General features: G+C 60.8%; 1 protein-coding gene. It reads right to left on the bottom strand.

What is annotated here, in order from left to right; translation table 11 throughout:
- Positions 1–94 precede the first annotated feature (94 nt).
- Positions 95–449: YdcF family protein (locus tag C5Y44_RS13185; RefSeq protein WP_146108511.1), on the bottom strand; the 355-nt coding region annotated here is incomplete at its 5' end.

Genomic DNA, 449 nt, shown 5'->3' with positions numbered 1-449 from the left:
GCCTGCGATGGCGGTGTATCAGTGCCCTGAGTGCTCACTGACCCACCGCCATCGCAGGCAAGCCAGCTCCCACAATTGATCTCCTGTGTAGCACCTATCGGTAGAACAACCGATACCCCACCTGCCCCACCGCTTCATTGATCAACTGCCCGCTTTGCCACACCGCCTTGACCTCCGGCATCCAGCCACCCAGCGGTCGGCCATGGTCCACACCCAGAAAGCCCACCGGCCCTGGCACCACGGTGAAACCCGCCTTTTCAAAACTCCACACCGAACGCGGCATGTGCCAGGCCTGAGTCACTACCACTACACGCTTGATGCCTTGCGGCAACAAAATCTCGGCGCTCATCTGGGCGTTCTCCCAGGTGGTGCGGCTGCGTTCTTCTTTCCAGCGCACGCTAACGCCGAAGTCATCCTGCATCGACACCGCCATCAGTTCGGCCTCACTG

Source organism: Corynebacterium sp. J010B-136 (assembly GCF_002967075.1).
Taxonomy (GTDB): domain Bacteria; phylum Actinomycetota; class Actinomycetes; order Mycobacteriales; family Mycobacteriaceae; genus Corynebacterium.
Note: the sequence above shows the minus strand (reverse complement) of the source record. Positions and strands in the feature narration are given on the sequence as shown.